Source organism: Solibacillus sp. FSL W7-1464, assembly GCF_038004425.1.
GTDB lineage: Bacteria > Bacillota > Bacilli > Bacillales_A > Planococcaceae > Solibacillus.
Window position 1 is genome coordinate 3,868,562 of sequence record NZ_JBBORC010000001.1, and the last position, 22,041, is coordinate 3,890,602.

The following is a 22,041-nucleotide window of genomic DNA, read 5'->3' on the forward strand; positions in this document are numbered from 1 at the left end:
CTAATATTATTTATAATTATCATCATTAATAGTTCTATTAATTATTGTATTGTCCTCTATCGCATTGTTCTCTAAGAGCGGTGTTTTAGCCTCGATATTGAGCTTTTTCAATAATTTAGCAATGGTTTGCATAGCACTTTTAGAGTTAATTTTTGCTTCTATGTAATAGATTTCACCAGTTAAAGTCGATTGGTACTCACGAATGGTAGTAAATCTTCTTCTATCCAAATGCACTGGCTGCATTGCTATTGCATAACGTTTTCCCCTATCACCGCTTCCAAGAATAACACCTTCATCAACGAGTTCTCTTAATGGAAGACCTTGTTCCTCAATCCATTGTAATGTCTTGATCCACATTTGCGGTACATTTTCACCTGTTATGACTTTTTCATTTCCTTCATGATTAATGATAATGGTTAACTCATTCCATCTTTTGTAGATAGTTCTTTGGAATAGTGGAGAGAAGTTCCATAACTCATCTACATCATTTTCTTCATCCAGGACCCAGCGTATGGTTCTGAACACATCACCGTATGTTTCTGTTACAACCATCTTTACATAATCTCTTTCTTCACTATCATCTTCGTTTGATATATTTGTAATTGCTTTAATAACATCTTCAAATCGGTCGTATATTGAACGAACCAAAATTCTCTCTTCTTCTATAGTAGCGAGTTTTTCGCGTTTATTTTTATATGGCATCCGCAACGCGTCCACATATTGTTGAATAATAGGTTTGGCATATATATTGAGGTCCGGATTAGACAAACAAGGCATTAGAACGAAGTCCACCAGTTGCTGGTAATCGATTCCGATCCATTTGGAACTGCCAAAAGTTGCTTCATTTGATTCTTTCATTTGGCTTTTCGGGATTAGTGCAACAAGTAAAAATTTATCATCTTTAAAAGTTTCCTCAAATTTCCTTAAGTATTTATTACATTGATTTACATCCACTCTTGCATATACCTTTTGTTCTACAGCAAGGATTAATTTTTGCTCATTCGTTTTCTCTTTTTCATCAATATAATTTACTTTGAAAAAGACATCCAGCCTTCCTTTTTCATCATTTCTCTCCAATTCTTCCTCTACTTCATATATATTTAGTTTATTTATATCCTTTTCCGGGATTACCTCAGGATTTCGGAATTGATTTACATTTAGCATAGCAATATCAGTAATATCATCAATATTTTCATCCGCCGACTCTGCCACAATCATTAAAAATCTCTGAAAAGGATAATAGCCTAACATATGTCTCTCTGTCGGATTTAAAAGCCACGATAAAAATCTTGAATGCCATGTTTCAAGATGAGTTGCCCCTGCAACATGGAAAACATTTGGCCGATCAATTAAAATTTTTAACGCAACAAAATCTTTATCCATTGTTAGTTCATAAAGCATCCGTTTAAGGGATTTCATCACATATTTCCTCCTGCTAATTTTGAAGTTAATAGAAAATATACCTATAAAAAAAGCTCTTTTCTAATGAAATGAAGTTACTACATACAATTCGAAAAAGGGACTTCACTATGGAGTAAGTTTACTATATCTACTGCTAGTGTACTAACCAAATATATAAATAAAAAAGTTAACATTACATTCTTGAAATTTAAGTAACCCTGTGATGGATAATTAATGTTCTAGGTGATTCTTTTTAAAAAAGCACTTACTTATGAGACGGTTCTTCGTAATATGGCTAAGTGCGGTTTAATCTTCAATCGAATCATCTAAAACAAAAAGTAGAATAGCTGTAATAAATAAAAAATAAATCCCTTGCATGTAACCACAAGGGATTTGCTATTATTTATTTTATTACAACACCCATTTATCTTTTGCAAATAAAATACGTCCTACTGCCAGGATTACTAATGCTAACACTATGTTAACTCCAAGTGTAAGAAACACGTGCTCGATATCTATGATTCCAACAAATAATTCTTTAAAAGCTGCAAACACATTTAAAATTGGTACTAAAAAATGTGTAGTAGTTAGTTCATTTAGCCCGACGCTTGTGATGAATAAAGCTGGTAAAATTCCAACCATAATAATGGGTGTTCCGTAGCTTTGTGCTTCTTTTACCGTCTTACCAAAAATACTTGTCAGCAATAACGCTGAAGCCATTAATGCAGCGAAACTAATAATAATTAAAAGAGCGACCGTACCAATTAACCAGACGTTTCCTTCCATTGTTAAGCCCGCTTTTAACTGTTCTGTAAAGAAGTAGATTTCAATAAATACAATTCCTAACGTTAAAATACCTGTAACAGTAGCAAGAATTACAAGTGTTAACCATTTGCCTAATAAAAATGAACTGCGATTAACAGGAGTCATTAATAAAGCTTCCATCGTACGGCGTTCTTTCTCCCCTGCTATAAAATCTGCTGATGAAGATGAAATACCTATACCTACTGCAATAACAAGCATCATTGGGATAAGGAAGCTCATCATTTGTACGGATTGATCACCTTCAATCACTTGTATTTTATTCACTGAAAAAGGTGTTAAAATAGCCGTTTCTATATTTTGTTGTCCTAAACGTTCTGAAACAATTGCCTGACTGTATTGTGTTAATGCCATTTCGATTGCTGACATGGCAATATAGCTGTTTTCACTATATTCATCGCCTAAAATTTGAACTACCGGCGCATTTCCAGCAGCGATTTGCTGTTCAAAGTCTCCCGTAAGAACAAGCCCAGCCACTGCTTCACCTTCTTGAATAGTAGCTTCTACATCATCAACAGCACGAAGCTCTAAATTCTCTTTTCCATCCAGTAAACCTTCTACAAATTCTAGCTGCTCATTTTCTGTTACGACATGAAGCTGGAGATCCTCGTCCGGTGACATCAGTTTTTCATAGAAAAATACTAATGCTGACATTAAAACTAATGGTAAAAGCACAGTTAAAAGTAGTGTGCGTTGATCTCGAAATGTATCCTTTAACTCTTTTTTGAATATATTAAGCATCTTCATTCCCTCCACGTACTAATTTACTCATGAAAATATAGTTTAAATCGCTTGAGCCCTCTTCAGCATAAAGCTGTTCAAGTGTGCCATCATAGACAAGTTCGCCTTTATGAATCATTGCTACTCGGTCACATAGCATCGTTACTTCCTCTACAATATGACTGGAGAAAATAATGGTTTTCCCTTCACGTTTCAATTGGTGCACAAGCTGACGGAAAGTATTAGATGATGTAATATCTAGCCCTGTCGTTGGTTCATCAAAGAGTACAATATCTGGATCATGCAATAATGTTCTTGCAATAGCCACTTTTTGACGCATCCCTTTTGAAAACCCGCCAATTTTACGATCTAAATAGTCTCGCATGCCAAACATTTTCGCTAATTTTTCAATACGTACTTTTGTTTCATGCTTTCCTAAGCCATAAAGTGAACCAAAATATTCTAAGTTTTCACGTGTTGTCAGTCGCTCATAAAGTCCTGTCTCACTACCAAACAGTACGCCGATTCGTTTTTTCACTTCATCAGATTGCTTTACGGTATGAAAACCTGCTACTTCAACGCTACCTGAAGACGGTTCAATTAGAGTAGCGATTGTTCGTAGCAAGGTTGTTTTCCCAGCACCGTTTTCACCTAGGAGCCCAAGTACCTCACCCTCATGAACTTGTAAGGAGACTTGCTTTAAGGCCGTTATATATTGTTTCTTATTTTGAAATTGTTTTGTTACTGCTGTAATTTCAATCATTTCCGTCACCTCGTTTATTTGATGTGTTTATCGTACAAATAAATACAAGAGGTGTCTGCGATGTTGTCGCAAAAATGCCTTATTATGTCGTGAAAAGGGAGAATGAATTGCAGAACTGTCAAAATATTACGTATAGTGTATATTTATTACGAGGTGTATAACATGAGAGTAGGATTAGTAGATGACCGAGCGATTGATTTAGATAAACTAAAAGCAATTATAGAGCCAATCGAAGAAATAAATATTGTTTTTGCTACTACAAGTGCTCAGCAAGCCTATGAGGAAATAAAAAAGCAATCGATTGATTTACTTATTGCGGATATAGAAATGCCCGAATTATCGGGTTACGAATTAGCTGATATTATTCATACACATGCCCTACAAATTATGGTTATCTTTGTAACAGGCAATAGTGGGTACGCTGTTCATGCTTTTGAATTGAACGTACATGATTACATAATGAAGCCCTATACGAAAGAAAGACTTGTATCTTCTGTTGAAAGACTGTTAGCGAAGCAACAAAAAGCCGAGTTATCGGGCCGGATTTTTATTAAGCAAAAATCTGATATTCATATCGTACAAAAAAAGGACATCATATTTATTGAACGTTCAGGACGTGCTACAACGATTTTCACAAAAAATGGTCCTGTAAAAACGTATCAAACTTTAAATGAATTAGAGGGAGAGCTAAGGGACCGTTTGTTTATAAGAGCTCATCGCTCATTTATTATCAATATTCAATACATATTAAATTTTTCGTTATACGCGAAAAATTCCTATTTGGTATCCTTTGAAGGAATTGAAGAAAAAGCAGTTATTACAAAAGAAAACTTAGATACTATACAGAAAAATTACTTTTGAGGTGGCAATATGAAGCATAATCTATATTTTTCCATCATTTGTTGTACCCATTTTGCCCTTGCAACAGTAGGCTATCTTTCCTTCTACATAAGCATTCCCATCAGCATCATTTTAGCCGTAGCAGCAATGAAAAGATTTACGTTAAAGCTTGATTGGAGTGTAATAATTCATTTATGTATGTATGGGGTCTATGTATTAAATGGAAAGAGTGTACAAAATCTGCTCTTGCTTTTTGGCGCATTGCTTGTCGTTATTTATAGTTCACAAAAGCAGAAAGCTCTATTTAAGACTTCCACAGTACAGTTAGAAGTAAATGAAAAGCTAGCAGAATTTAATCGTACATTTCAAGAGGTACGTAAAGAACGTCACGATTACTTAAAGCATGTATCAGCAATTGCTTATTTACTGGAAAAAGATCAAGTTGAGGAAGCGAAAACCTATATGCATGGGTTAGTAAAGCGATATGAACAGACGAACTTGTCGATAAAGGGAGAGCAGGGGGCAGTAGCAGCAGTATTATATACAAATTACGAAAAGGCACGAAGCCATAATATTGCTATTAATTATTTGCTTGAAATACCTGTATCAAACTTATCACTACCATCAGATGAAATCGTTCGGCTAATAGGCAATATATTAGAAAATGCGATGGATGCAAGCATTGAATGGCAAACGAAGTATAACAAACAGGCTTTTATTGAATTAAGCCTTCGCAAAAAAAGCGGTCTCTATATATTAACTTGTTCAAACAATACGATCCCCTTACCGAAGGAAATTGCTGACCAATTGTTTGCCAAAACTGGTGTTACAACAAAGCCGAATCATAATGGTTTAGGTACTTCAATTATTCGGCAAATTGTAGAACAGCATGGCGGATATTTAGAATTTATAGCAGAGAAACAAACTTTTACAATTACGTGTAAAATCCCTAATGTCGTTTCATAAAAGACTTTAATAAGCTACATCTTAAAACTGGCTCACGAGATGCAGATTATTATAGCTACAGTGTATACCCGTAATTAAATGGCGAGGAACAATAGTAACGGAAGGAACAAGGAATATGAAAAAAAGAATTTGGTTTATTTTACTTTCTCTGATTATCATCGCAATCGGTTTTTACATAACATTGGCACCAAAACCATTAGCACGGGATGTGGATATTTCGTTGCTGGGGCCAAGTGATATGACCGGGCTGCTCGTTATGGACTACCAACAGGACAATATGTACAGGACAGCAGATAGAGAGCAAATGAATGAGATATATAAACAATTAATGTTGATTAACGTCACACGGGGGCAAGATGTTGAATTAAATGAGCCCGTTTTTCGTGACGACGAGATACTAAAAATCCGCTTATATAATAGCGAAAAAAGCTCTTCCATTAACTTTACATTTTATGAGGATGGCTATCTTATTATGGAAGAGCAGGCATTCTTCAATAAAATAACATTAGGCCGCCAAGTGTCAGAAAAGGAATTTGCGCAGTTTTATGACTTTATACATAATGGTAGATCATTTGAGTGAAGGCTCCCATTGCCAGGCTCTTTTGAAAAAATAAAGAAACGAAGAACCACTATAAAACATGAACTAAACCCAATTAGAGATGCAGTTCAGCCTTGCTTTAGTAGTTCTTATAGTAAACGTCTTATCAATGATATCTATTTATAATATTATCATTCGGCTTCTGATTTACAATTCCATTTTTGTTTGCTAGGCAATGATCACCGCTCATGTTGTTGATGAAACATAATTAAAGCAAAGCTAACCTTTCAATTCTTGTCCATTTCATTTAGAAGTTTTTTCATAACACAATCTCCCTATACTAATAAAAAAATGAAACCATTTACTTCGGATACCGTATAATTTAAATATCATCAGAAACTTTCAACATACTCACGAAGGGAGAGAGCAACATGAAAATAAGATTAGGACCCTTGGCCATGGCCATCGCAGCAACTATTTTCCTTACTGGCTGTCAGGAGGACGAAGAAACAAAGACAGAGACAAGCCCTTCTACAGAAAACGTAGTAACTGAGGATGAGGAAACGCCAGAAACGCTGGAAGTGGCAAGTGAAGACGAAAGTATCCTTGCTGAACTGGAAGAGATGGATCTTCCAGAGATTCCTATAGTACCGCAAGATTATGTTCAACAAGGTGCGGGACTCTTAAACAACGAAACTATAGGGAATTCGGAAGAAGCCCATGCAAACTTCCTAAAATTATTTGGGGATGTATCCCCACTACCGGAGAACGCTACTCAGGAAGAACTGGAACTCTACTACCGCTATATTTATAATATAACGAGAATCAGCCTCCCTGACCCATCCAGTGTATTGGATGCGGCACAGTTTGATATGGAAGGGATGCCTGTAGCAGACCCCCGTTATAAATTCAAAGAGAATTATAATCTCGAAATCATTTTGGATGCCAGTGGTTCCATGCGCGCGGATGCAGGTGGTGAGACACGGATGGCTCAAGCGAAGCGAGAGATTCAGAACTTCCTTGCTTCTGCTCCGGAAGAGGCCAATGTTTCACTTCGAGTTTACGGACATAAAGGAACAGGTAATAGCTCTGATAAGGCGATGTCGTGTGGTGCCATTGAAGAAGTCTATGAGCGAGGCCCATATGATGAAGCTGCTTTCCAACAAGCAATGAATCAGTTTGAGCCTGCTGGCTGGACACCTATTGCCGGTGCACTCGAATCTGCAGCAAAAAGTTTTGAAGGCTTAGATGGGGAGACTAACACCAACCTCATCTACCTAGTGAGTGATGGCATTGAAACATGTGATGGAGATCCTGTCTCAGCAGCGAAAAGCTTTGCCGGAAGCAACATCTCCCCCATCATTAATGTCATTGGCTTTAATGCAGACTCCAAGGCACAGCAACAGCTAAAGGAAGTCGCAAAAGAAGCGAATGGAACGTACACTAACGTTCAAAACGCAGAAGGTCTTCGAAACGAATTCGAACGTACCGAAGAAATTCTTCAAAAATGGAAGCAGTGGAGCGTTGGAGCGATAAATGATAAAAACTGGAGAGACGTTCATGCTACAAATGACATTAATGAATTCAGCGTCGACTGGATGAATAACGTAAGAGCTCAAGTGACTTCTGAATATGTTGCAATCGATATACTTTTTGACGAAGAAATGATTACCTATGACCAATTGAGAGCCCTAAAGGATCTGGCTACTGCCAACTTTAAGCAAGGTCAGGAAGCCGGCAAGAATTTTTATGAGGAACTCAAGCAGATCAAAGAAGAAGGAATTGAAGGCATGGACCAGCTGATTGAAGAATCCCGTCCAGACGGGGAATAAGTTTACAATGAGTGTTAGGCATTCAAATATGCATTACTGTTAATTTATACAAAAAGCCATCCAATTAGGTATTTTCTGTTTGGATGGCTTTTCTACTTTTATTCAGATTCTATAATAGATGTTGGGATCGCTACGAAATAACCGTACTTACTTATGATACGGTCCACCATGGCTTTCCTAAGTGCGCTTTTTTAATGGTCTTTGCTAACTCTTCATCCTTATCAATTTGGAAATCCATTATCCTCTACTTGACTAAGATAGGGTTTTTCAGGAAAACATATTCTTGGTATGATGTTAAGGTTGTGAATTACTATGTCACACATTTACATTCATCTAAGAAAGAGGTATTTATGCACTCCACAAAATTATCAAAGCAACATTGGTTGCTAATTTTAACACTTTCTTTATTAACATTTGTTCTTGGGACAAGTGAATTTGTTATTGTCGGAATCTTAACAGATATTTCTTCAAGTCTTAATATGACTAATGCAAAAACCGGTACACTCGTTTCTGCGTTTGCAATTACGTTTGCCATCGCTACACCACTGGTAATGTCAGTCACAAGTCATTTACCAAAGCGTAAATGGATGTTGTTTTTAATGGCATCTTTCATCATTCTAAATGCTTTGTGCATAATTTCGACGGGCTATATCATGCTCCTTACACTACGGATTATGACAGCGATTGTAACAGGAGTTTTAATCTCTCTAGCCATGATTGTAGCAAGTGAAACCATCCCGATTAATAAACGCGGACTTGCTATTTCATTCGTTTTCGGTGGTTTCACACTTGCAAATGTCGTTGGAGTGCCAATTGGTATTGTTATTGCCGAAGATTATGGCTGGAATGCCACTTTCATGTTAACCACTTTCCTAGGAGGATTGGCGTTTTTGGCATCCTTTTTTGTCTTACCTCATAAACTCAGCCAAGTACGCAGTTCGATACGTGATCAGTTTTCTTTATTGACCAATCCTCGTATATTGATGGCTTTTTTCATTCCTGCACTCGGGTTTGGCGCAACATATGCAGTCTTTACATACCTTGTACCAATCTTGAAAGAAATGGGAGCACCAAATAAGTCAATTAGTATAATCTTATTTAGTTATGGATTTATTTCGATTTTCAGCAACATCCTCGCTGGTAAAATTGCTAGCCAAAATGCAATCGGTCGCCTTCGGTTTGTTTTTCTCGTGCAAGCAGTTGTTCTGACGAGTTTATTTTGGACTACCAATCATTTTGTTTTAGGATTAATAAATATTGGATTAATGTCGTTAATGGCTATCCTTTTAACAACATCTACTCAGCTATATTTAATTGACCTTGCAGGAATTTATCAGCCAAAAGCAACAGGACTCGCAGCTTCATTAATGCCAGTGGCAAGCAACGTGGGCATCGCTTTTGGTTCTGCCTTAGGTGGAATTGTGTACCATCAAGGAAATTTAATGAATGTAGCTTGGGTCGGTGGGATAATTGCCGTCTGTGCAAGTCTGCTAACTTTCTTTAGTCATCAATTAGACCAAAAACAAAATACATCAGAATAGAAATGATTAATTAAACAAAAGTTATATTAATTCTACATCAATCATTGCTCCCGGTTTATATTTTTCGGCAAATAGAGATAAATTTTTTGAAACAGTTGTCAATTAAAGTACTTACTTAGTTACGACCATTTTAGTAGAAAAACAGGCACAATCGCATGAAGCGAATGTGCCTGTTTCAAAAACCGCACTTACTTATGATACGGTTCACCGTAATAAGTATAAGTGCGGTTTTTTTCACCAACGTTTATAATAAAGATAAGGCGGTGATAACATGCTTGAAAAAAATATTGAAAAGCAGCTAATCGAAACAATTCAAACCAAAATAAATGTGGATTTTATCTTATTATTTGGCTCATTCTCTAAAGGTACAAATCGAGTTGATAGCGACATTGATTTAGCTTTTTTTAGCAAAGAGCAGTTATCATCTTATGAACGTTTTTTACTAGCTAACGAATTAGCTGAAATTGCTGGACGAGAAGTAGATTTAGTCGATCTTAAACAAATTGACACTGTCTTTACAATGCAAATTTTCTCGCAAGGCATGCCTATTTATATCCAAGACGAAAATGAATTAACACGACAAAAAATGCGGGCCTATAGCATGTATGCGACACTAAGTGAGCAACGTTCTAGTTTGATTGAAAGTATTAAAGAAAGAGGAAGTGTTTTTGGAGATGAATGATGTAATCTTAAATAAAACTACTACAATTGAACGCTGTGTAAATCGAATTCATGAAGTGTACGAGGGCAATCCTGAAAATTTAAAAGACTTTACTAAACAAGATAGCATTATTTTAAATATTCAACGTGCCTGTGAAGCAAGTATTGATTTAGCAATGCACATTGTAAGCGAACGTAAACTAGGTGTTCCTAAAGCTAGTCGGGAAGGCTTTAAGCTGTTAGAGGAAGCTGATGTAATTGATTCATCATTAGCTAAAACATTAATGAACATGGTTGGTTTTAGAAATATTGCGGTACATGACTATCAAGCGTTAGACATTGAGATTTTAGAAGCCATTTTAGAAAAGCATATTGGTGATTTTAAAACTTTCACTAAAATTATTCTACAAATTGAAGCATAAACATAATTCCACCCTACGAAAGTAGAAATTTCTACTTTTATTAGGTGGGGGTTTTTGTAATATATAGATTTTAGATTCCACTTAAATCTTCTAACACAAATTTTGTTTCGTTAATTGTTAGTGTATTACCTTCAATAGCATTTGAGTTGTATGTCCATTCTCATCTAAATAAAAATCCCTAGTACTGACGCTATTTGCTTTAATCACATATCCATATAAAATAAGCCATAGAAACTTAAAATTATCTGTTTCTATGACTTAATTAATAATCGCATTCATTTATGATACGGTTCACCGTGACAATTTAAGAGGCAAAACACAAACTAAACGAGCTTGCAACCACAAGCTCGTTGTTTGTTTTCTTCTATATAAAGAATCACTGTTAGTACAATAAGGACTTTTTCTATTCATTCATATAATGTAACAGTTTTTCGAAAAAATCATTGCTAACAGTTAGTTGATATCGTCTTTCAAGAAGTTTATACAGTTCTATAATGAAGAGTAAGGAATTTTTGTACGCTTCGTGTAGTTCTGATTTCTCTAATCGAGCAGTAGTCTTTCTAAACTTTTCATAGCTTTCAGAACTAATTTCCTTTTCAAGATTTTTAGTCATATTGAGCCAGTTATCAGCGTTTTCTTCCACTATTCGAATGAGTTGCAGAATGCTTTTTTGGAATTGTGATAGAAGTTCCAACGAACGAGCGTATTCTCCTCTTTTGAGAACATTAATCCCCATCAACCATAGGTTAGAAAAATTATTCAATAAAAAATTAACGTTTTCTTCTGTCAGTCTTTTTGGCCCTGAACCGCCTAATCCTGATAAATACTGCTCTAATTGTCCTGTTTCATCATAAATGAACATAGATTTTGTATCAGGAAAGAAACCCGTTTCTTTGAACGAAGGAATGATATTCATTTCCCTTTCAGAAAGGAAATGAAATTCACCACGTATTAGATTTTCAAAAATCACTACTTCCGTACCGTACTCATTTTGGTAGAGTAATGAGTATGGAGCGACTTCATATAGCCATTTTGCTGAATCAAAAGTGGAAACCGTGTCATCTTTTAGGAAAACATAAAATTCTATATCAGAGTATTGATCGCCCTCTCCTTTTGTAAAAGAGCCATACATCATACAAGCAGATATGTTTTTATCTAACTCGACCAGTTTCTTAACCCTTGCTATTAGTTCTTTTTGTTTTAACAATTTAATCTCCTCTTTCTTAATTTAGTTTAGGGAGAATAAAAAATCCTCCCAAATGATTTTGGAAGGATTAGTCAAATAGCATTTTTACCATACTCAAATAAAGCCATTTAGCTATTTAGCATTAAAGTAATATAGTATATAGAAAAATGGGCAGACTAATCCTAAATTTTTTAATCTGAAATATGCTATTTCAAATTCTGAAAAATTAGGTTAGTTCTTCATTGTCCACCCATCATTCCTTTCATTTATAGTATAACAATTTTAACATCTCTAAATTAAGAATTCAAGTTATAGTAGCTAACAATCAAAACTACAAACTGTGAAGAAATATACTTAAACTCTATTGCCCCTATAGTTTAAGTGGGTTCCTCTTTAACTTATTTTAATCGATTTTTCTTTATGAATTCATCGAAGTCGCTATCAACATTCTTTACTAACCGATTTTGATTAAACTTCTCATTATATTGTTCCTTTCAATTTCTATACTGTTGCCTTCTAAACGAATTTCAATTCTCACACAATTTGTTCAACTAATATTTTTTTTACTTCTCACAGTTTGTGAATACAAATATATGCAAATGTCTAATCGAATAACAATTATAATCACTAATCTAATTTGAAATAGATGCGCAAACATATTGCGATTATGAATACAATTGCAATACAACTCACTGGCAAATATATTCATGAATAACTTTACGATTATATTCAAACAGTAATTGCTTATCTAATTACAGTTCTATTCGCACATCTACTTTAAATCAATACATAAATATATTATTACGAATAATACAGTCACAATATAATTCGCATACAAGTTTAACCGCGAATAGATTTCCGATTTCATTTGGAACAGAATCGCATATTTCAACCAAATAGCAGTTGTTATTTAAACTTCGTGTATAAGTCATTCAATGGGTTTTTAAAGTGACGTGGAGCTTGAGGATAGTTCTTTGGAATCGTGATAGGGTTTATATTTAAGTCGCCTAAATAATTTAGCATTTTATTATAAACGTATTTTGAGTAGGAACGTTTTGCTGTCGATAAACTTTTATAGGCGGACTTTTTAAGGAATTCTTTAAGAAGCGCTTTATCAGTAGCTTTTAGTGGCGCGTAGCCGATCCACTTTTCGGCATATGCATATTTATAATAATCTCCTTGAGGATAAATACTTAAAAGATAGGATTTCAAGTAAGAATAGTAAACACTTTCTTTGAAGTAGCTTTCCAATTTCATTGGAATAGGGGTTTTACATCTCTTACTTGCCTTATAGTATAAGTGATTATAAAGAAGCCTTACTTCAAAACGTATTACGTCTTTTTCATAAGGTTGAAGTTTACAGCGCTTTGCAAACCTTTCAGCTTCTTTATCATACGCAGTTGTTACTACCGATTGCGAATTATGATAAACCGTCGTATTAAAGTCTTCGAATTCACCTGAAGCATTTTTCTTACCTGTACACTTTATTTGATGACGGTATTTTTCAACATGTTTCTTAATTAAATGGAAATATAACTTGCGCAATTGTTTATTTTCAATTGTTACATCGAATCGGTAGTCTAATCTCGCGAGTATGTGAGAATCGTAATGCGTTGCGTGATTAAACAACAGTATTAAGCACTCAAGTATATTTAACTTGATCTCCCTGTAATCCGTTTCAGTTATGTCAGATTTTTGTAACAGCGCCACCGCATCAACAAACAATGATAAATACCATCTCCCATGTCCTTTTGTGATTTGAGGGACTAACGCAAAATTAAAGTATTCACCGTATACCTTTTGGAAATATTGATTTAAATGTTTGTAATCCGTTCCAAATTTAATTTGCGCTACGTTTACATCTTCATCAGTAATTGGAAACTTCATTAAAAAAGTATGAATCATATGTGATCACTCCTAATCTATTAGTATGTAATTAGGTTTATCTAACTCTGTGATTTCATAGTATTTAGGAGTTTATTTTTTTCCCAATTCAAATATATTTATTCTTCACGAGAACGTGCGCACGAGGACACAAAGCACCGCTAATAATGAAGCTTGTCGCGCCAAATCAATATGCCATTTTCAACGAACAAATATATATGAGAATAAAAATGAAAGGGATAAATTATGATTGTGGGAATTTAGAGGTTTTCAAAAGACATTATACATACAATTTATTATTTGAAAAGCCCTTCTAATGTCGGACACTGTTCAATACAAAAAAGACCGAGAACATACCGTCCTCGGCATAGAAGTCATTTTAAATTCTTCAACTTATTAATTGCATTACCTAACTCAGAAAGTTCATGCCACTGCGATTCTCTGCTCCATTCAAATTCAACTATCCTTTCTATCATGTTCAATACCATCATTGTTTCTTCTCTCGTCAAAATCTTATCTGCCACTCGTAACGGCGACTTAAACATTAATGAGTAAAGATCCAAGACTCCCTCCTGCTCAGCTAACCCTTCTGCCAAGGTCATTAAATCTACCTTGAGCGCGCGCGACAGCTCCATCAAAATTGGAAAAGACGGACACTGCTTTTCGCTGCGCTCCAAGCGTGAAATATACGAGGGGCTAATTCCTGTCGCCGCGCTCAATTGTTGCAACGTCATGCCACGTGCTTTACGCAAACGTTTCAATTTCTCCGCAAATGCTTCATCAAATACTTTTACCGCTTTCATATCTTTGATTCCCCCTAACATATACCGATCTGGTATTCCAATATTTGTGTTTTTATATTTTAATTAGATTAAAGTTTTTTATAACTTCTAAATAGAAATGAAACATATAAATTAGGAGATGTTTTATGTATATTCATGCTATTATCAAATTCGGAAATCGAAAGTGGATGGATGAATTTCAAAAAGGAAAAATACATTTTAAGCAACTTAAACAGTTTCAAGACTTTGAAAAAAAACATGATAATGCAAAGCGCGGAGATAAATATGAGGGCGCTCATATGGTTCTTTCGCCAGCACAAAACAAAATAGTTATTGGAAATTATGAGTTAGATAGCAATGACTTAGTGGGACCAATACGTACTTATAAAAATTCATCTTCCAAGAATCCTATTTTTTGCTTATATGCGCTTACAGAAGAAATTGTAGAATCATTTTTAACATCCAATAGAACATTTTTAATCGATCCTAAAGTTCAAACTTTTGGTGACACCGCTGTATATATAACGGATTTTAAAGAATTTCTTAATAGATTTGAATCTGCTCTCAACAAGCAATTAGGTATAGGTTATAGCCGAGGTCTTGTTGAATATGTCGATGTTAATGAGGTTAATGGCGAATGGGGAGCTTTTCGTAAACCAAGAGAGTATGATTTTCAATCTGAATATAGACTTTTAATAAACTCACCTATTAATGACCCGAGTATTGACCTGGATATTGGTGATATAAGTGACATAACCATCTCTATGCCTATCGAAAGCATTCAAAGTATAGAACTCCAGACTAAACTTTAATTCTAATGCATAGACATTTCTCGGACAGTTTTTCTATTGACAAATGAAAAAATTTTTTTAAAATTACAATTATAAAATTGCATATAGACATTTAACATATGATTTTTTTATGGTTTTTGTATATTTTAACTGGTTTATTTAGATACATGTTTTTACTTAAAATGCTTGATAGCTCACTGGGATTTTTGCGCCCATTTTTGGCTAACTGCGCATTTTAATACATGTGTTTCTAAATAAGCCAGTTTTTTGTGCCTTCCCCCTTACATAGGCTATTGAAGCTTTTTCTTCGTTAGCCTTCCTCAATAAATTCCACGAAAGGATGACCTCTTATGAAACAATCCCCTTCTCTAAACTTCCACGAAGAAATCGAAAAACAATTACTAATTGGTACCGATCTTGAAAAGTACCATGCTCGCCATTTTTTAAATACCCTCTCAGAAATGATCCTTAAATATGAAAAAAACCTTTGCGAACAACATAAACAAGATCAATTAGGAGCGTGATATATATGCGTGCAGTAGGTTATGTTCGAGTAAGTACAGATAAACAATTAGATAACACTTCTATCGCAAAGCAAACCGAAGAAATTAAAAGATACTGTGACTCTAATGACATTACACTCGTTCATATCTTTGACGAAGGTGCTAAATCCGCGAAATCCTTTAGAAATCGCGATGCATTTAAGGAATTATATTCGTTCATTATGGACAAGAAAAATAAAATTGATTGTGTCGTTGTATATGACTCAGACCGTATTTCGCGCGACAATTTAGAGGCTCTTTACATTTATAAGCGCCTCAACGAAGAAGAAATACGACTCATTTGTATTGCTGATAACATCGATACAAGCGACCCGCGTTCAAAGATTCTCTATCAAATCATGTCGTTAGTGGCTGAGCTGGAAAGAGATATGATTATTTTCAGGACGAGTTCAGGCATGGAAAAGAGAGCTTCGGAAGGACATTTTAATGGCGGTATCATTTACGGCTACACATCCTCAAATAAAAAGTTAAAGATTGTCCCTGAAGAAGCAAAAGTTGTAAGCTTTATTTTCGATAAATACGCAAACGAACAATGGGGTTATAAAAAGATTGCATCTGCATTAAATACGTTAGGGATTCGTACAAAGAAAGATAATTATTGGACCATTTTTGCTGTAAAGACCATTCTTAGTAATCCTATATATATCGGGAATATGAAATGGCGCGGTGAATTAAGGAAGGGCAAACACGCTCCTATTATAGATGTGACATTATGGGAAAAAGCTCAGAGTATCATGAAATTAAATAGTCATCTTCATGAAAAGATTCACCCTGGTAGCTTTCCGCTGTCTGGTTTATTAAGATGCCCCCAATGTGGCGCGCCAATGGTTCAAGGAAACAGCAGTCCGAAGTATAAATATTATCAATGCTCTCGCAACAAAAATAGCGGTTCCTCTGCCTGCTTAGCAAACCTTATCTCAAAGGAATACGCTGAAAAAGCTGTATATGAGCAAGTTTTCACTACCCTTCAAAAGCATAATCTAATAGAGCCATTAATTAATACACTCCATTCCTATTCCATAAATGAAGTTATGCCTTTGCAACAGCAAATAAAGAAACAGGAAGCAGACTTGGTAGATTTAAAGCGAAAAAGAAAAGAACTCATAAATTGGCGCATGCGGGACATTATCACAGAAGAAATCTTTGAAGAGGAGATGCACGATTTACAGCAAGAAGAGCAAGCACTTGTAAAGCAAATAGAAAGCTTGAATCAACAGATAAAACTTAGTGATAAACAATTCTTAACAACTATTGTTGCGAATTCATTGAAGGACTTCTTACAATTTTTCAGCATGATAAAAGATGATGATAAGAAAATTCTTTTACAATCTTTAATTAAAAAAATCCACGTTAATCCAGGTGACAAACCCAAGAACCGAACAATTAAGGACATCATTTATAAATTTGATTTAACGTATTTAAATCAGGTTATTTAGAGAAAGGTGCGCATCCTTTCTCTTTTTTTCGTTTCATATTAAAATGGCGGTGAAAGGAGGATTTATCATGAATGAAATTAGACAAGTAGCGATTTATTGTCGGGTGTCGACTGAGGAACAAGCAACAGAAGGTTATAGTATTTCCGCGCAACTACAAACATTACGACAATATGCACAGCTATACGGTTGGGAAATTGCTGGTGAATATGTCGATGAAGGGATAAGTGGTAAAAACATTACACGTCGCCCTGCAATTCAAAAACTTATTGCTGATGTCGAGAACAATAAGTTCCAAGCTGTGCTCGTTTGGAAAATCTCACGTCTATCGCGCAACATGTTAGATACACTTACGTTATTAGACTTGTTTGAAGCGAACGATGTAAAATTCATTTCTTACTCTGAAAACTTTGATACAGGTACCCCAATTGGACGTTTAGTTGTTCAGCTTATGGCTTCGATTGCTGAAATGGAACGTAATACGCTATCAGAAAACGTAAAGCTCGGCATGAAGCAACGCGCATATGAAGGTTATTGGAATGGGGGCATCGTATTCGGCTATGACGTCGTCGATAAAGCGTTAGTCATTAACGAAAAGGAAGCATTTATTGTTAAATTAGCCTTTGAACTATACGCGGAAGGCAAAGGGTTAAAAGCAGTTGCTAATCACTTGAACAAGGCAGGTTATCGAACGAAGCGCGGACATCATTTTTCGGTTAATGGTGTTGCACAGATTTTGGACAACATTATATACAACGGTAAAGTAAGTTGGGCAAAAGTTGAGAATTGGGATAGCAAGCGCAGAAAAGGCAAAAACCCTAATCCAATCATTGTTGAAGGTAAACATGAGGCAATTATTCCAGACGACCTTTGGAATATCGTGCAAGCACGACGAAATAGTAGGTCCTTTAAACAGCGCCAATCAAACGAACCTTTTTTACTTAGTAGTCTGCTACGCTGTCCTACTTGCAATCAAGGTATGGTGCCAGCCATTACTACGTGGAAATCAAAAGACGGCACTAAAAAGAAATACCGTTATTACGTCTGCTCTGACTTTCATAACAAAGGATCATCTGCCTGTCATGCGAACTCAACGAAAGCATATGAAGCAGAAGCGCAACTCATTGAGCGAATTGAACAATTTGCCCATAGCGAACAACAGCTTTTCTCAAAACTACAAGCTCTTAACACGACATCTATTGAATTGCTCCATTCCTTATCTACCGAGCTTGAGGACATAAAAAAACGACTGCTCGAAATACAGTCGCTTCAAAACCAATATTTAGATGCCTTTGAACAAAAGACGCTTCCCGTTACAATACTACAAGAGCGCCTTCAAAAACTAACAGCTGAAAAGACGGATTTAGAGCAAAGACAAAACGAAATCACCGCGCAACTAAGCTCTAACGATTCAAAAGTAATACAGCCTGACTTGATTCAAACGTTGCTATTACGTTTTTTAGATGCTTATAAATGCGCGCCACGAGAACATCAGAAACGGTTACTACAATTACTAATTGGACAGATTACGGTAAAACAGCCAACTGGCAAACCGCGCTCCATCGACACCATTGAACTCGACTTCGATTTTTCAGAAGTAAACGTTTCGAAGACATTTACCCTTCTTCACCTTTTGTATCGTGAAGCAAATATGGAAGATGAATTTTCATCCCCAAAATTCGCTTACGATCACAAAATGCCACCTTATTTACAACTTTTTTTGCCTCTATTTATGATACGGTTCACCCTTAATAATTCTGAAACTGCGGTAAATCTGCTCTACTAGCACAAGTTTCATCAGCTGGTGAGGTAGGGTCATTTTTCCGAAGCACAGTTTTTCATCTGCGCGCTTTAGTACATCTGTATGCAATCCTAATGATCCGCCTATAACAAACGCCACTTTGCTTTTCCCGTAAGTCATCAGCGCTTCTAAATCTGCGGCCATTTCTTCGCTCGTTTTCATTTTCCCGTCCAGTGCCAGTGCAATGACATATGTACCATCATTGATTTTCGCAAGGATACGGTCTCCCTCTTTACGTTTGACGATTTCCATATCGGCATCACTTAACTGTTCAGGTGCTTTCTCATCCGGTACTTCTACTAAATCGATTTTTGCATAGCCCCCTAATCGCTTCACATACTCCTCAATACCCATTTTTAAATATTTTTCTTTCAGCTTACCAACCGAGATGATAGTAATATTCACAACTTATCCACCTTTACATTCCATTTACAAACAAGTTATCCACAAAAGTTATGCACATATCCACAAATAAAAACTATATATTGTGTAAAGTTATTTACTTGATACAATATATGTTGCTGACTGTTCACAGTAGGAACAAGTTGTTGATAACTTTTCCTCTTCCGATAATAAATTCATCATCGGGAATTGTTCAGTTTCTGCCACGTGCATATCTAACGCATGATCTATATGGGTTTCACAGCTGTATGTCTTCATTTTTAAACCTTCTTTCTTTTCTGAAATTTCCACAAACTTATTCACAATTTCTGAAATGTTATCCACAACCTATTGTAACAGACAAAAAACGAGTAGAAAAGACAAGCCTTTTTCTTCTCTACCCGTTGTGTACAATTTCATTCTTTAATTAAGTTATCCACATTTACAATTGTGCATTTTCCACTAACTCTAAATTAGCTTCTACTATTTTACCGTTACGATATACTTTAATTTTTAATGTATCGCCTATCGATTTTTCGTTGTATAAATGTTTGCGGAGCTCGATTGCGTTTTCAATTTTTTCGCCATCCATTTCTACAATTACATCGTATTGCTGTAATCCTGCTTTATCCGCCGCTGAACCTCTTACAACTTGGGAAATGACAACACCATTTGTGACTTCTTCCGGCAATTTCAATGTTTGCTGTTGATAATATGCAGGTACTTCCGTTAGGTCGACTAAGGAAATTCCCATTGTCGGGCGTTGAACTTCCCCGTGCTTTTCCAACTGTTCAATAATCGGAATTGCTGAATTGATCGGAATCGCAAATCCTAAGCCTTCAACTGAAGACTGGGCAATTTTCATCGAATTTATACCAATTAATTCGCCGGCAATATTTACTAAAGCCCCACCAGAGTTCCCTGAATTGATTGCCGCATCCGTCTGTAATACTTCTGTTGACCAGTCCTCTGCACCATCTTCATTTAAGTCGACTGGTACTGAACGATCTTTCCCTGAAATTACACCTGTTGTTACAGATCCATAAAAATCTAAGCCAAGTGGATTTCCGATGGCAATTACTGTTTCACCTTGTTTTAATACATCCGAATCTCCGAAGTTGGCTACTGTATCAATTCCCTCACTTGGTATTGAAAGTATTGCTAAGTCTGTCCAAATATCAGAACCAATAAGCTCTGCTTTTACTTTTTCCCCATCGTCTAGAGTTACTTCAATTTGTTCTGCTCCATCCACAACATGGTGGTTCGTGACGATAAAGGCAAAGTTCCCTTCTTTTTTATAGACAACGCCCGAACCGCTACCTACCGCTTGCGCTTCTCCAGTACTTTGATTCCAAAAGTTCGGTGCTACATTTTGAATATTTGTAATTCCAACAACGGCACTCGATACTTTTTCAACCGCATCTGTTACATCTGTTGTCACTTCAGTTGCAGTTTGACTGATCGTTGAGTTTGGGGAATCGTTTGTAACCGAATTTACTTCATTCCCACCTGGTAACTGATTTGCCAATGAAGGAAGCAGGAGCCATAACAATAAAGCACCAACGACTACACCGCTTAAGCCAGATAAAAAATACCCGCCTTTACTGCCGCCTTTTTTTCCTTTTCTATTTTGCCGCTGTTGTTTTTCTTCTTCTTCTCTTTTTAAACGAGCCTCAAGCTCTGCAATACGATCATTTTGAGTTTCTTTCTTCTCGTCTTCAGGATAGTAACCCATATCGCTCATCCTTTCATTTTTTTCTTACTGATAGCATACACATTTAACATTAAAATTAGATGAAAATCACATAAAACCTAATTAAAAATTGCAGTTAAAATAAAAAAGGTATGCTAAAAGTAGAAACTTTTAACACACCTATCTTTTACCCATATTTACTTCAATTATGCCTTGCTGAAATTACACTGTCACCAGCTTTGTCGGTTCATTTGCATCGGTATCATGCAGATGCAGGTATTCCCCTGCAATAATGCCGCAAGACTGCAATGTCTGCTCTACGCTCATCCGCGCCAGATCTTTCATATTGTTGTCTTTACTTAAATGCGCCAAATAAATTTGCGTCGGTTTTTCAGCAACAACATCAGCCATTGCCACTGCAGCATCCTCATTCGAAACATGCCCTACATCCGATAATATACGACGTTTAATACTCCAAGGATATTTACCCATTTGGAGCATGCTCACATCATGGTTACTTTCGAAAACATAGGCATCTGCTGCTGCGATATATCCTTTCATCCGGTCACTTACATAGCCTGTATCAGTAATGACAACAAGCTTTCGTCCATTCTCATAGAATGTATAGAACATCGGTTCAGCAGCATCATGAGACACCGCAAATGATTGAATATCCAGCCCGCCAAATGTCTTTACTGTTTCCATATCAAAATCAAAACATAAATCTGTTGGAATCGTACCAACTAGCCCGTCCATCGCTGTCCATGTTTTTGCGTTTGCAAACACAGGAATATTGTATTTACGTGCAATGACACCAAGCCCTTTTATATGGTCACTATGTTCATGTGTTACTAAAATTCCTGATAAATTTTTCATATCACGATCTATATTAGCAAACAGTTGCTCCATTTTCTTTCCGCTTAATCCTGCATCAATTAAAAATGAGTGTTCATCATTTTCTACGTAGACTGCGTTTCCTGTACTGCCACTTGCTAAAACGCTAAATCGCATTGTTTAAAAAC

General features: G+C 35.9%; 21 protein-coding genes and 1 pseudogene. 11 read left to right on the forward strand and 11 right to left on the reverse strand.

Features of this window, described 5'->3' with window-relative positions:
* Positions 1-6: 6 nt before the first annotated feature.
* From MKZ25_RS19340 to MKZ25_RS19350, 3 genes are all read right to left on the reverse strand, one after another.
* Positions 7-1,419, reverse strand: coding sequence for a PD-(D/E)XK nuclease family protein (locus MKZ25_RS19340; RefSeq protein ID WP_340802899.1), 1,413 nt, complete (start codon positions 1,417-1,419; stop codon positions 7-9).
* A 393-nt stretch (positions 1,420-1,812) separates the two neighbouring features.
* The gene (locus MKZ25_RS19345; protein WP_340802900.1) at positions 1,813-2,964 is read right to left on the reverse strand and encodes an ABC transporter permease; all 1,152 of its coding nucleotides are present in this window, start codon (positions 2,962-2,964) and stop codon (positions 1,813-1,815) included.
* On the reverse strand, positions 2,957-3,706 hold the full coding sequence (locus MKZ25_RS19350; RefSeq protein ID WP_340802901.1) for an ATP-binding cassette domain-containing protein: 750 nt from the start codon (positions 3,704-3,706) through the stop codon (positions 2,957-2,959). Before MKZ25_RS19350 ends, MKZ25_RS19345 begins: the two co-directional genes overlap by 8 nt.
* A 162-nt stretch (positions 3,707-3,868) precedes the next feature.
* On the opposite strand from MKZ25_RS19350, the gene MKZ25_RS19355 reads away from it, so the two are divergent.
* The 7 genes from MKZ25_RS19355 (at position 3,869) to hepT (ending at position 10,505) form a co-directional block, all read left to right on the forward strand.
* Positions 3,869-4,567: a LytR/AlgR family response regulator transcription factor gene (locus MKZ25_RS19355; protein ID WP_340802902.1), complete on the forward strand. Its 699-nt coding sequence runs from the start codon at positions 3,869-3,871 to the stop codon at positions 4,565-4,567.
* A 9-nt stretch (positions 4,568-4,576) separates the two neighbouring features.
* A complete protein-coding gene (locus tag MKZ25_RS19360; protein ID WP_340802903.1) occupies positions 4,577-5,512 on the forward strand; it encodes a sensor histidine kinase in 936 nt (311 codons plus the stop codon).
* Positions 5,513-5,627: 115 nt separating this feature from the next.
* On the forward strand, positions 5,628-6,092 hold the full coding sequence (locus MKZ25_RS19365) for a hypothetical protein (protein WP_340802904.1): 465 nt from the start codon (positions 5,628-5,630) through the stop codon (positions 6,090-6,092).
* A gap of 389 nt (positions 6,093-6,481) precedes the next feature.
* The gene (locus tag MKZ25_RS19370) at positions 6,482-7,882 is read left to right on the forward strand and encodes a VWA domain-containing protein (protein WP_340802906.1); all 1,401 of its coding nucleotides are present in this window, start codon (positions 6,482-6,484) and stop codon (positions 7,880-7,882) included.
* A gap of 194 nt (positions 7,883-8,076) precedes the next feature.
* Positions 8,077-9,423: an MFS transporter gene (locus MKZ25_RS19375; protein WP_340802907.1), complete on the forward strand. Its 1,347-nt coding sequence runs from the start codon at positions 8,077-8,079 to the stop codon at positions 9,421-9,423.
* A gap of 271 nt (positions 9,424-9,694) precedes the next feature.
* Positions 9,695-10,105, forward strand: coding sequence for a type VII toxin-antitoxin system MntA family adenylyltransferase antitoxin (mntA, locus tag MKZ25_RS19380; protein WP_340802908.1), 411 nt, complete (start codon positions 9,695-9,697; stop codon positions 10,103-10,105).
* Positions 10,098-10,505: a type VII toxin-antitoxin system HepT family RNase toxin gene (hepT, locus tag MKZ25_RS19385; protein ID WP_340803051.1), complete on the forward strand. Its 408-nt coding sequence runs from the start codon at positions 10,098-10,100 to the stop codon at positions 10,503-10,505. Before mntA ends, hepT begins: the two co-directional genes overlap by 8 nt.
* An 85-nt stretch (positions 10,506-10,590) precedes the next feature.
* Here hepT and MKZ25_RS19390 read toward each other — a convergent pair.
* From MKZ25_RS19390 to MKZ25_RS19405, 4 genes and pseudogenes are all read right to left on the reverse strand, one after another.
* Positions 10,591-10,665 (reverse strand): annotated as a pseudogene (locus tag MKZ25_RS19390) (Fic family protein); the annotation flags it as partial.
* Positions 10,666-10,908: 243 nt separating this feature from the next.
* A complete protein-coding gene (locus tag MKZ25_RS19395; protein WP_340770605.1) occupies positions 10,909-11,712 on the reverse strand; it encodes a lincosamide nucleotidyltransferase Lnu(B) in 804 nt (267 codons plus the stop codon).
* 885 nt (positions 11,713-12,597) lie between these two features.
* A complete protein-coding gene (locus MKZ25_RS19400; RefSeq protein ID WP_340802909.1) occupies positions 12,598-13,596 on the reverse strand; it encodes a hypothetical protein in 999 nt (332 codons plus the stop codon).
* 353 nt (positions 13,597-13,949) lie between these two features.
* On the reverse strand, positions 13,950-14,378 hold the full coding sequence (locus tag MKZ25_RS19405; protein WP_340733562.1) for a helix-turn-helix domain-containing protein: 429 nt from the start codon (positions 14,376-14,378) through the stop codon (positions 13,950-13,952).
* 125 nt (positions 14,379-14,503) lie between these two features.
* Here MKZ25_RS19405 and MKZ25_RS19410 point away from each other — a divergent pair, with 125 nt between their 5' ends.
* The 4 genes from MKZ25_RS19410 to MKZ25_RS19425 all read left to right on the forward strand — a co-directional run bounded on the left by MKZ25_RS19410 (position 14,504) and on the right by MKZ25_RS19425 (position 18,930).
* A complete protein-coding gene (locus tag MKZ25_RS19410) occupies positions 14,504-15,169 on the forward strand; it encodes a hypothetical protein (protein WP_340733564.1) in 666 nt (221 codons plus the stop codon).
* Between the two features lie 329 nt (positions 15,170-15,498).
* Positions 15,499-15,672, forward strand: a complete 174-nt coding sequence (locus tag MKZ25_RS19415; protein WP_340770616.1) for a hypothetical protein — start codon at positions 15,499-15,501, stop codon at positions 15,670-15,672.
* Between the two features lie 5 nt (positions 15,673-15,677).
* Positions 15,678-17,147 carry a recombinase family protein gene (locus MKZ25_RS19420; protein WP_340770617.1) on the forward strand — a complete coding sequence of 490 codons (1,470 nt, stop codon included), beginning with the start codon at positions 15,678-15,680 and terminating at the stop codon, positions 17,145-17,147.
* Positions 17,148-17,214: 67 nt separating this feature from the next.
* Positions 17,215-18,930, forward strand: a complete 1,716-nt coding sequence (locus MKZ25_RS19425) for a recombinase family protein (RefSeq protein ID WP_340802910.1) — start codon at positions 17,215-17,217, stop codon at positions 18,928-18,930.
* Here MKZ25_RS19425 and rlmH read toward each other — a convergent pair.
* The 4 genes from rlmH to MKZ25_RS19445 form a co-directional block, all read right to left on the reverse strand.
* The gene (gene rlmH, locus MKZ25_RS19430; protein ID WP_087617907.1) at positions 18,871-19,350 is read right to left on the reverse strand and encodes a 23S rRNA (pseudouridine(1915)-N(3))-methyltransferase RlmH; all 480 of its coding nucleotides are present in this window, start codon (positions 19,348-19,350) and stop codon (positions 18,871-18,873) included. The genes MKZ25_RS19425 and rlmH overlap by 60 nt on opposite strands.
* Before the next feature lie 90 nt (positions 19,351-19,440).
* Positions 19,441-19,605, reverse strand: a complete 165-nt coding sequence (locus MKZ25_RS19435) for a CxxH/CxxC protein (protein WP_340802911.1) — start codon at positions 19,603-19,605, stop codon at positions 19,441-19,443.
* 163 nt (positions 19,606-19,768) lie between these two features.
* Complete coding sequence (locus MKZ25_RS19440) at positions 19,769-21,061, reverse strand: S1C family serine protease (protein ID WP_340802912.1); 1,293 nt, start codon at positions 21,059-21,061, stop codon at positions 19,769-19,771.
* A gap of 180 nt (positions 21,062-21,241) precedes the next feature.
* Positions 21,242-22,030 carry an MBL fold metallo-hydrolase gene (locus MKZ25_RS19445; protein ID WP_340802913.1) on the reverse strand — a complete coding sequence of 263 codons (789 nt, stop codon included), beginning with the start codon at positions 22,028-22,030 and terminating at the stop codon, positions 21,242-21,244.
* Positions 22,031-22,041: the final 11 nt, after the last annotated feature.

Bases quoted from the DNA above. Each gene is read 5' to 3' on its own strand.
- MKZ25_RS19375 (WP_340802907.1), top strand. From the start codon at position 8,077: ATGGTCTTTGCTAACTCTTCATCCTTATCAATTTGGAAATCCATTATC.
- MKZ25_RS19410 (WP_340733564.1), top strand. From the start codon at position 14,504: ATGTATATTCATGCTATTATCAAATTCGGAAATCGAAAGTGGATGGAT.
- MKZ25_RS19425 (WP_340802910.1), top strand. From the start codon at position 17,215: ATGAATGAAATTAGACAAGTAGCGATTTATTGTCGGGTGTCGACTGAG.
- MKZ25_RS19445 (WP_340802913.1), bottom strand. From the start codon at position 22,030: ATGCGATTTAGCGTTTTAGCAAGTGGCAGTACAGGAAACGCAGTCTAC.
- MKZ25_RS19405 (WP_340733562.1), bottom strand. From the start codon at position 14,378: ATGAAAGCGGTAAAAGTATTTGATGAAGCATTTGCGGAGAAATTGAAA.
- MKZ25_RS19350 (WP_340802901.1), bottom strand. From the start codon at position 3,706: ATGATTGAAATTACAGCAGTAACAAAACAATTTCAAAATAAGAAACAA.
- MKZ25_RS19420 (WP_340770617.1), top strand. From the start codon at position 15,678: ATGCGTGCAGTAGGTTATGTTCGAGTAAGTACAGATAAACAATTAGAT.
- MKZ25_RS19400 (WP_340802909.1), bottom strand. From the start codon at position 13,596: ATGATTCATACTTTTTTAATGAAGTTTCCAATTACTGATGAAGATGTA.
- MKZ25_RS19360 (WP_340802903.1), top strand. From the start codon at position 4,577: ATGAAGCATAATCTATATTTTTCCATCATTTGTTGTACCCATTTTGCC.
- mntA (WP_340802908.1), top strand. From the start codon at position 9,695: ATGCTTGAAAAAAATATTGAAAAGCAGCTAATCGAAACAATTCAAACC.
- MKZ25_RS19440 (WP_340802912.1), bottom strand. From the start codon at position 21,061: ATGGGTTACTATCCTGAAGACGAGAAGAAAGAAACTCAAAATGATCGT.
- MKZ25_RS19345 (WP_340802900.1), bottom strand. From the start codon at position 2,964: ATGCTTAATATATTCAAAAAAGAGTTAAAGGATACATTTCGAGATCAA.
- MKZ25_RS19415 (WP_340770616.1), top strand. From the start codon at position 15,499: ATGAAACAATCCCCTTCTCTAAACTTCCACGAAGAAATCGAAAAACAA.
- MKZ25_RS19340 (WP_340802899.1), bottom strand. From the start codon at position 1,419: ATGAAATCCCTTAAACGGATGCTTTATGAACTAACAATGGATAAAGAT.
- hepT (WP_340803051.1), top strand. From the start codon at position 10,098: ATGAATGATGTAATCTTAAATAAAACTACTACAATTGAACGCTGTGTA.
- MKZ25_RS19365 (WP_340802904.1), top strand. From the start codon at position 5,628: ATGAAAAAAAGAATTTGGTTTATTTTACTTTCTCTGATTATCATCGCA.
- MKZ25_RS19370 (WP_340802906.1), top strand. From the start codon at position 6,482: ATGAAAATAAGATTAGGACCCTTGGCCATGGCCATCGCAGCAACTATT.
- MKZ25_RS19435 (WP_340802911.1), bottom strand. From the start codon at position 19,605: ATGAAGACATACAGCTGTGAAACCCATATAGATCATGCGTTAGATATG.
- MKZ25_RS19355 (WP_340802902.1), top strand. From the start codon at position 3,869: ATGAGAGTAGGATTAGTAGATGACCGAGCGATTGATTTAGATAAACTA.